At 65.1% G+C, this 7842-nt stretch carries 12 protein-coding genes; 4 read left to right on the forward strand and 8 right to left on the reverse strand.

Annotated elements, in window-relative coordinates:
• Positions 1–195: 195 nt before the first annotated feature.
• Positions 196–1362 (forward strand): acyltransferase family protein, encoded by a 1167-nt coding sequence (locus tag RSO01_RS44970; protein ID WP_147157150.1) that lies wholly within the window; start codon positions 196–198, stop codon positions 1360–1362.
• Here the strand turns inward: RSO01_RS44970 and RSO01_RS44975 are convergent.
• Together RSO01_RS44975 and RSO01_RS44980 are read right to left on the reverse strand one after the other, a co-directional pair.
• A complete protein-coding gene (locus tag RSO01_RS44975; RefSeq protein WP_147157151.1) occupies positions 1340–2035 on the reverse strand; it encodes a 5-formyltetrahydrofolate cyclo-ligase in 696 nt (231 codons plus the stop codon). The genes RSO01_RS44970 and RSO01_RS44975 overlap by 23 nt on opposite strands.
• Positions 2032–2469 (reverse strand): DUF6306 domain-containing protein, encoded by a 438-nt coding sequence (locus tag RSO01_RS44980; RefSeq protein ID WP_147157152.1) that lies wholly within the window; start codon positions 2467–2469, stop codon positions 2032–2034. The genes RSO01_RS44975 and RSO01_RS44980 overlap by 4 nt, the downstream gene beginning before the upstream one ends.
• A 93-nt stretch (positions 2470–2562) precedes the next feature.
• Here RSO01_RS44980 and RSO01_RS44985 point away from each other — a divergent pair, with 93 nt between their 5' ends.
• Positions 2563–3468, forward strand: a complete 906-nt coding sequence (locus RSO01_RS44985) for a LysR family transcriptional regulator (protein ID WP_147157160.1) — start codon at positions 2563–2565, stop codon at positions 3466–3468.
• A 107-nt stretch (positions 3469–3575) separates the two neighbouring features.
• A complete protein-coding gene (locus tag RSO01_RS44990; protein WP_147157153.1) occupies positions 3576–4064 on the forward strand; it encodes a GFA family protein in 489 nt (162 codons plus the stop codon).
• Here RSO01_RS44990 and RSO01_RS44995 read toward each other — a convergent pair.
• Entirely contained in the window at positions 4061–4585 is a 525-nt protein-coding gene (locus RSO01_RS44995) for a GNAT family N-acetyltransferase (protein WP_147157154.1), read from the reverse strand. The two genes, RSO01_RS44990 and RSO01_RS44995, sit on opposite strands and share 4 nt — an antisense overlap.
• 70 nt (positions 4586–4655) lie before the next feature.
• On the opposite strand from RSO01_RS44995, the gene RSO01_RS45000 reads away from it, so the two are divergent.
• Entirely contained in the window at positions 4656–5837 is a 1182-nt protein-coding gene (locus tag RSO01_RS45000; RefSeq protein WP_147157155.1) for an acetyl-CoA C-acetyltransferase, read from the forward strand.
• Between the two features lie 82 nt (positions 5838–5919).
• On the opposite strand, the gene RSO01_RS45005 is transcribed toward RSO01_RS45000, so the two are convergent.
• From RSO01_RS45005 to RSO01_RS48725, 5 genes are all read right to left on the reverse strand, one after another.
• Positions 5920–6378 (reverse strand): hypothetical protein, encoded by a 459-nt coding sequence (locus tag RSO01_RS45005; protein ID WP_147157156.1) that lies wholly within the window; start codon positions 6376–6378, stop codon positions 5920–5922.
• 211 nt (positions 6379–6589) lie between these two features.
• Positions 6590–6898: a hypothetical protein gene (locus RSO01_RS45010; protein ID WP_147157157.1), complete on the reverse strand. Its 309-nt coding sequence runs from the start codon at positions 6896–6898 to the stop codon at positions 6590–6592.
• A gap of 25 nt (positions 6899–6923) precedes the next feature.
• Positions 6924–7247, reverse strand: a complete 324-nt coding sequence (locus RSO01_RS45015) for a hypothetical protein (RefSeq protein ID WP_147157158.1) — start codon at positions 7245–7247, stop codon at positions 6924–6926.
• Between the two features lie 32 nt (positions 7248–7279).
• The gene (locus RSO01_RS45020) at positions 7280–7603 is read right to left on the reverse strand and encodes a hypothetical protein (RefSeq protein WP_218037659.1); all 324 of its coding nucleotides are present in this window, start codon (positions 7601–7603) and stop codon (positions 7280–7282) included.
• 52 nt (positions 7604–7655) lie between these two features.
• The coding region (locus tag RSO01_RS48725) for a hypothetical protein (protein WP_218037660.1) at positions 7656–7842 on the reverse strand (187 nt) is incomplete at its 5' end.

Below are 7842 nucleotides of genomic sequence, written 5' to 3' on the forward strand. Positions count from 1 at the left end.
AATCATGATCATGAGCGGGCGGGACGCCCGCGGTCCGCGCTCCGCTGAGGATGAGGCGGGCCAGAGGCCCGCGCTCCCGTAACCGGACGTCCCGTTGGCCACGCCGGTCGTCCCAGAATTCTCGCCGGTCGTCACAATTCGACGCCAAATCAAGGAGTTGGAGGATAGACAAAAGGCCTCTTCACGAGGTGCCCCATGTCCGTCTCCCGCCGTGCCGATCTCGACTGGCTCCGCGTCCTGGCCTTCGGCCTTCTCATCGCCTACCACGCCGGCATGGCCTGGTCGGGCTGGAGCTGGCACCTCACCAGCGCGGACAGCATCGACTGGCTGCGCGAGGGCATGCGGTTCGTGAACCGCTGGCGCATGCCGCTGATATTCCTGGTGTCGGGCGCCGCCATCATGCTGGCGCTGGGATCGCGCACGCCGGCTGCCTTCGCCCGCGATCGGGTGAAGCGGCTGCTGCTGCCGCTGGCGTTCGGCATGGTCGTGATCGTGCCGCCGCAGATCTACCTCGAGCGCCTCTATCGCGGCCAGTTCACCGGCTCGTTCTTCGACTGGCTGCCCCAGGCTTTCCAGGGCGGTCCTTACCCCAACGGCAACGTGAGCTGGCACCATCTCTGGTTCCTGGCCTACGTCCTGGTGCTGACCTTCGTGCTGCTGCCGTGCTTCCTGTGGGCCCGCAGCCCGCAGGGACGCCATGCGCTCGACAAGGCAGGCCGCCTGGCGGCGCGGTTCGGCTTGCAGTGGCTGATGGTGCTGCCGCTGGCGGCATCGATCCTGTGGCTGGCGCCGGTCTCCTACAACACCAACGGCCTGATCGGCGACTGGCACGGCCTCGTCTATTACGGCGCGCTGCTGCTCTACGGCGCGTTCCTGTTCGGCTCGTCCGACATGCTTCAGGCGCTGAATCGCCAGCGCTGGCTGTCCTTCGCCGTCGGCGCCGCCGCCTATGGCGCGCTCTACGACTTGTTCTTCCACGGAACCGTGCGGCCCACGATCGCCGACACCGACCGCGCGGCCTTCGCCCTGCTGTCGGCGGTGAACACCATGGCCTGGCTGTTCGCCATCACGGGCTTCGCCAACCGTCATCTGACCAAGCGCCCGGCTTTCCTCGGCGAGGCGACCGAGGCCGTCTATCCGTTCTACATCCTGCACCAGACCGTGACGGTGATCGCCGTCTACTGGCTGCTGCAGATCGGCGCGCCGCCCGTCGCGGGTTTCATCCTGGCCGTGCTGGCGACCTTCATCGCCACGTCGGCGATCTACTTCGGGCTGGTGCGTCCGCTCTGGTTCCTGCGGCCGCTGTTCGGGCTGAAGCTGGCCGATCGTCGTGCGATCGTCATGAGCCGTCAGCCGGGGTGACGATAGGGCTGACGATGCCGCTCTCGGTGACGATCATCTCCATCGCCACGTCGTGGTCCTGCGGATAGATCGTCCGGATCGCCTGCTGCTCGTAGCCGACCCCGACGATCCAGGTTCGCCGCGGCAGGTCGGCGAGCGTGCGGTCGTAGAAGCCGCCGCCATAGCCCAGGCGAAAGCAATCGGCGTCGAAGCCGACGACGGGCGCGATGACGATGTCGGGTGTCACGGCGATGCCGTGCGACGGCACGGGAATCTTCCAGACGCCCGGCTCGAGCGGCTCGTCGCGGCGCCAGCTGCGAAAGACCAGCGGCGCATGGCGGTGCACCACCACGGGCAGCGCGCCGACGGCGCCGCGTTCCTCCAGGCCCTTGAGCCATGGCCGCAGATCCGGCTCGCCACGGAACGGCCAATAGACGCTGACGATCCGTCCCGAAACATCGCCCAGCGCGAGATCGAGCCATGTCTCGATCCGCTGTGACAGGCGGCTGCGGTCGGCGGCAGGAATCGCAAGCCGCGCCGCGATCAGCCTTTCACGCTCCGCCTTGCGCCAGCGCACGACGTCGGCGTCCATGACCCGGTCGCCGGTCAAGGGGTCGAACCTGTGCATGAGGCAGGGCGGAGAGGCGTACTCTTGCGCGGCATCCCGCTGCTCGTTGTCGTTGACGGGCTTCATGGCGCCGTGTCGGACAAGGCTCGTGCATCGGTGGCGTTGGCCAGCGAGATGTTGGCGACATGCGACGACAGCATGTGGTGAAGGTCGGCGCTGAGCGACGCGTCCTCGACCTTGGGGATCAGCTCGCGCAGCTTGCGGACGACCCAGCCCTGGCCGCGATTGAGGAAGGTGATGCGCTCGGCGATGTCGTCGATCGCCATCGCCTTTTCGTAGAAGGCGCCCATCCGCGGCGAGGCCGTCCCGCCGAGCTCCCTGATCTGCCGCAGCAGCATCGCGCACCAGCGCGCCTCGTCGTGCTGGATGTACTGCATCAATTCCACGATCGCCGGATGGTGCGCCTGGCGTGCCGTCTCCAGCGTCACCCGCGCGCCGGCGCGCTCCGCTTCGAGCAGCTCGTTCAGGGTCGCGACGAGCTCATGCTTGGTGTCATTCATGATGAACCAGCGTACGCGCCTGCTAAAAACTTGAAAAACGAAGAAAATCGGCCGTTGATATCGGCAAAGTCGATATCAATTTACGAGCGAGCCATGGATACCGAGTTGGCGCGGACCTTTCTCACCGTGGTGGCGGCCGGCAACTTCGTCAGCGCCGCCGAGCGCCTGCATGTCACGCAGTCGACGATCAGCGCCCGCATCCAGTCCTTGGAGAGTTCGCTGGGCTGCCGGCTGTTCGTGCGCAACAAGGGGGGCACGACCCTCACCGCCGAAGGCCGGCACTTCCAGAGATATGCCTCCATGCTGGTGCGCACCGTCGAGCAGGCGCGCCATGAGGTCGGCGTCGCCAAGGGGTTTCGCGGCGCACTGACGATCGGCGGGCGGTTCGGGCTCTGGGAGCAGTTCCTGAACCGCTGGCTCGCGGTCCTGCTGCGAAAGGCGCCCGACATCTCCGTCCGCGCCGAGATCGGCCTGGAGGCCGAGCTCATGCAAGGCCTCGTCGAGGGTCGCCTGGACATCGGCGTGATGTACACGCCCGAGAGCCGCCCGGGTCTGAAGGTCGAGTTGCTGTTCGACGAGCGTCTTGTCCTCGCGTCGACGGATCCGCACGGCAAGCCGGAGCCGGGGCCGGGTTATGTCTATGTCGATTGGGGGCCGGAGTTCTTCGCCAAGCACAGCGCCAGCTTTCCGAACTTCTTCGGCGCGGCGCTCACGACCAACACCGGCTGGCTTGGCCTGCAGCACGTGCTCGAAAATGGCGGCTCTGGCTATTTCCCGATCCGTCTGCTGCGACCGCATCTGCAAAGCGGCAAGCTGGCGCTGATTTCCGGCGGACCCGAGTTCGTGCTGTCCGCCTACGTCGTCTATCCCGTCGACGCCGCGCCCGATGTGATCGTCCCTGCGCTCGAGGTGATCCGCGAGGCGGCCGCGCTAGAAGGCCTGTCGGCGACGAGAATTGAAGTCACGTCTGTCACCCCGAGCGAAGCGAGGGGCCTTTAGGCAACAGGAAAGGTCCCTCGCTGCGCTCGGGATGACAGTGTGCCCGTGTTAGGCGGCTCGAATCCTTTTCGCCTCCCCAATCGTCTTGGATCGAGAGGTGGCTCAGGATGGATGCGATCGCGACATGCCGATGCGGCAAGGTGAAGATAGAGGCAATCGGCCGGCCGATTCTGACCGCCTCCTGCTTCTGCACGAGCTGCCAGGATGCCGGACGTCGGCTCGAGCGCCTGCTCGATCCCGACGGCGGAACGAGCGTGATCCTTTATCGCAAGGATCGGGTGCAATGCGTGGCAGGACGCCAGCATCTCGAAGACCATCGGCTCAAGCCCGACTCTCCCACCCGGCGGGTCGTTGCCACGTGCTGCAACTCGGCGATGTTTCTCGACTTCACCAAGGGACACTGGGTGACGATGTACCGCAACCGCTTTGCGACGGGAGCGCCGCCAATCGAGATGCGGGTCATGACAGGGGAGCGGCGCGCCGGCGTTCGGCTTCCCGACGACGTGCCGAACCATCGCAGTCACTCCGCCAAGTTCATGCTGAAGCTGCTCGCTGCCTGGATTGCAATGGGCTTCCGCCGGCCCCGCCTCGACTAACGCTTCGCGCTTTTCGGATTGTGCACGGCGTACAGCAGGATGATGCGGCCAGACTCCATCCTGATCTCGCGCTCGCGCACCATGCCGGACTTCTCCAGCGAGCGCTGGCTGGGACCGTTGTCCGACCGGGTGAGAGCGACAACGCGATCGAGCTTCGCGACCTCGAAGGCAAATTCCAGCGAGGCACGGGCGAGCTCGGGCCCGTAGCCCTGGCCCTGCGCCTCGGGCGTGAAGGCCAGGCGAATCGCCACCCCGTAGTCCCCGGTATGCACGCGCAGTCCGCCCAGCCCGACCAGCCTTCCGGTCGCACGTTCGCTCGCCGTCCAGCTGCCGAAGCCGAGCGCCGGCCACTCGGCCTCGTAATTGGCGACCATGGCGTCGCTTTCGGCGCGGCTCAGCACGCCGTGCTGCAGAAGATTCATGACGCGCGCATCGGCGTGCAATACCGCTAGTCGGTCCGCATCGGCCAGGGTGATCGGCCTGAGGTCGAGACGTTCGGTAATGCGGTGGTAACGGTCCAAGACGGGTCCTTGCCGGTGCCGGTCGCCGGCCTATAAAGTCTGGAACAGGGCGGCAGCCAAGGAGGATTACATGGCAACCGAAATCGTCATCGCAAGCGCTGCGCGCACGCCGATCGGCTCGTTCAACGGCGCCTTCGGCGCCGTGCCGGCGCACGACCTCGGCAAGGTCGCCATCACGGGCGCGCTGGAGCGCGCCAAGGTGAAGCCCGAGGAAGTCGACGAAGTCATCATGGGCCAGATCCTGAGCGCCGCTCAGGGCCAGAACCCGGCCCGCCAGGCCGCCGTCAATTCCGGCATCCCGGTCGAGAAGACCGCATTGGGCATCAACCAGCTCTGCGGATCGGGCCTGCGCGCCGTCGCCTTCGGCTGGCAGGCGATCCGCAACGGCGACGCCTCGATCATGGTGGTCGGCGGCCAGGAGAGCATGAGCCAGGCGCCGCACGCCGGCTACATGCGCGACGGCACCAAGATGGGCGAGTTCAAGATGATCGACACCATGCTGAAGGACGGCCTGTGGGACGCCTTCCATGGCTATCACATGGGCAACACCGCCGAGAACGTGGCGCAGAAGTTCCAGATCACCCGCGCCGAGCAGGACGCCTTCGCCGCCTCGTCGCAGAACAAGGCCGAGGCAGCGCAGAAGTCCGGCCGCTTCAAGGACGAGATCGTTCCGGTCACGGTGAAGACCCGCAAGGGCGACGTCGTGGTCGACACCGACGAGTTCCCGCGCCACGGCACCACGGTCGAGACGCTGGCCAAGCTGCGTCCGGCCTTCACCAAGGAAGGCGGCTCGGTCACCGCCGGCAACGCCTCGGGCATCAATGACGGCGCGGCGGCGCTGGTGCTGATGACGGCCGACGAGGCCAAGAAGCGCGGCATCGCGCCGCTCGCCAAGATCGTGTCGTGGGCGACCACGGGCGTCGATCCCTCGATCATGGGTATCGGGCCGGTGACGGCCTCGCAGGCGGCGCTGAAGAAGGCCGGCTGGACGGTGAAGGATCTCGACCTGGTCGAGGCCAACGAGGCGTTCGCGGCGCAGGCCGTCGCGGTCGGCAAGCAGCTCGGCCTCGATCCGGAGAAGCTCAACGTCAATGGCGGCGCGATCGCGCTCGGCCATCCGATCGGCGCCTCGGGCGCGCGCGTGCTGACGACCCTGCTCTACGAGATGCAGAAGCGCGACGCCAAGAAGGGCCTCGCCACCCTCTGCATCGGCGGCGGCATGGGCATCGCCATGTGCGTCCAGCGCGACTAGCTACGCTTCATTGCCGGGGGCGCGCCGCCCTGCCTCCGCCGAAGCGGCTTCGCTTCGGCGGAGGCAGGGCGGTGCGTCCCCGCTAGGAGCCGTCAGTGCTCGCGTCGATCTCGGGCGTGTACAGGCGCTCGCCCTTGCGCGCGAGCTTGCGGCCCTGCTCCTGGGAGAGCTCCAGAAGCTCGGCGCCGCCGTTCGGCGTGAGCTGGGCCAGGAAGAAGCGCGTCTGGCCGGGCGCCACGGTGATGATCAGCTCGCTGTTGGACTGCGGCCCGTAGGCGCGCAGGTCGTAGAGCTTGGGCGCCAGATCGAGCCGCATGTAGTTGGGCGAGACGATGCTGCCGACCGGCTGCCGGCCCATGGTGATATTGATCGGCGGCGCGTCGGGCTGAGCGGGCTCGCGCACGATGTAGAGGGCCGCCTGGCCGGGGTTCGAGACAGGGAAGGTCCCGGTGCCCCAGGCATTGTTGGCCTTCCACCAGACCGAATTCTCGCTGCAGCCGGCCAGCATCAGCAGGGCAACGGCGACCAGTAGCTTCCTCATAAGGCAACCTCCGCCGCTAAAGTCGACTGGCGGAGGGCAGGGGTCAAGCGGACTATGCTGACCAGGCAGCGACGGGTTGGGGCAGGGCCCTAGGCCGCGGCGGCGGCCAGAGCGGCCGGCACCCAGGGTGCGCTTTATGCGCCGGTCCACAGACCAGGAATATCGGGGCCGGCGCCCAGCTTGAGGGCTGGCTGACCCGCCAAAACCGTCGCTACTTTTCTTCCAGGCGTGCGCGCTGACGGCGACGCAATTCGAGAGCGACGACATACGCCAGCAGCAAGCTCAGGCCGACATACTCGCCAATCCCGACCAGCTCAGCTGAACGACGCTCATCTGGAGTAATGAAGACAATCTTCCCCTTGATTTCGTACGGAATGGTTTGCCCGGTAGCTTCATTCGCGACAGCAGGAGAAGTTATGAATCCATTCACCACGGCATACCGCGCCAGCAACGAACCGAGCAAAGTCAGGGCGCCGAGTGTGAATAAGATATTGAGGAGGTACCGCTTGAGCCTGGTCATTTGCCGAATGAAGGAACGTGGCTGATTATTCGTGCGGCAATCGCCCGAATACGAAATAGAGAATACCGCTAAGGGCCACGGCGCCCCCGGCCGCCACGGCTATGATCCAGACCGAAAGGCCGCAATATTTTGCGATCATTGGCTGCACGAAGCGGGCTTGGCCTTTGAAGTCTATCGGAGCAGTTTGACCGGAAGCGGGATCCGCAGAGGGCAGGGAACTTATCGCGATCCGTTCGCACACTCCGCCGCCAACAACTCCCAGGAAGCCGACAACAATAAGGACAGCGCAAGCCAGCTTGATCCTGCGGACAGCCCGATCGCGTTTGTTGTGATCAGAAGTATCGGTCACGTGGTTTGCCCGTCCGGCTGCGACAATCGAAATCAAAAGCCGGTTCCAGGTTGGCCGCGCGACACAAAGACAAAAAATATGAGCAAAGCAAAGTTGATGACCGTGCAGAAAAACATGGCATCTCCGAGCGCCGAAAGGCGCTTGTTGTCGAGGTGGCGATACTTGCGAGACAATAGAAACAAGGCCCATTGGAGCTCGCGGCGTACCGAGCCCTGCGTCAACGAAGCTGGCTCACCTAGGTCGTGCCATTGAACTGGATGGGATCTCTTCAGTTCAGCATTGAACTTGGCAGCAGCCCAGTTCCACGCCAGGCCGATGACTATCATCGCTAAGAGCACTGATGACCAAACTGTCATTGTGAGCGTCTCCAAATCAACGCCCATAGCTTTGAGCCAGGAAAAGGTCGTTTCATTTGATGCGCCAGGTACGTTGGAAAGGGTCCTTGCGGACATCAATGATGGCCGCGCATGCAAACAAGATAAAAGCTCCCCAAAAGAGAGATGTATGGAGCGCATCGTACACGGCTGTCAGATAGATCGTTCTACCGCGAACGAGCATTGGAACGGCGGCTTCACCGGAAGGTTCGGTCGGCATG

The organism is Reyranella soli (assembly GCF_007992495.1).
GTDB lineage: Bacteria > Pseudomonadota > Alphaproteobacteria > Reyranellales > Reyranellaceae > Reyranella > Reyranella soli.

Coding starts and splice junctions, on each gene's coding strand:
- RSO01_RS44970 (WP_147157150.1), top strand. CDS start 196: ATGTCCGTCTCCCGCCGTGCCGATCTCGACTGGCTCCGCGTCCTGGCC.
- RSO01_RS45000 (WP_147157155.1), top strand. CDS start 4,656: ATGGCAACCGAAATCGTCATCGCAAGCGCTGCGCGCACGCCGATCGGC.
- RSO01_RS45020 (WP_218037659.1), bottom strand. CDS start 7,603: ATGACAGTTTGGTCATCAGTGCTCTTAGCGATGATAGTCATCGGCCTG.
- RSO01_RS44975 (WP_147157151.1), bottom strand. CDS start 2,035: ATGAAGCCCGTCAACGACAACGAGCAGCGGGATGCCGCGCAAGAGTAC.
- RSO01_RS45005 (WP_147157156.1), bottom strand. CDS start 6,378: ATGAGGAAGCTACTGGTCGCCGTTGCCCTGCTGATGCTGGCCGGCTGC.
- RSO01_RS45010 (WP_147157157.1), bottom strand. CDS start 6,898: ATGACCAGGCTCAAGCGGTACCTCCTCAATATCTTATTCACACTCGGC.
- RSO01_RS44980 (WP_147157152.1), bottom strand. CDS start 2,469: ATGAATGACACCAAGCATGAGCTCGTCGCGACCCTGAACGAGCTGCTC.
- RSO01_RS44985 (WP_147157160.1), top strand. CDS start 2,563: ATGGATACCGAGTTGGCGCGGACCTTTCTCACCGTGGTGGCGGCCGGC.
- RSO01_RS44990 (WP_147157153.1), top strand. CDS start 3,576: ATGGATGCGATCGCGACATGCCGATGCGGCAAGGTGAAGATAGAGGCA.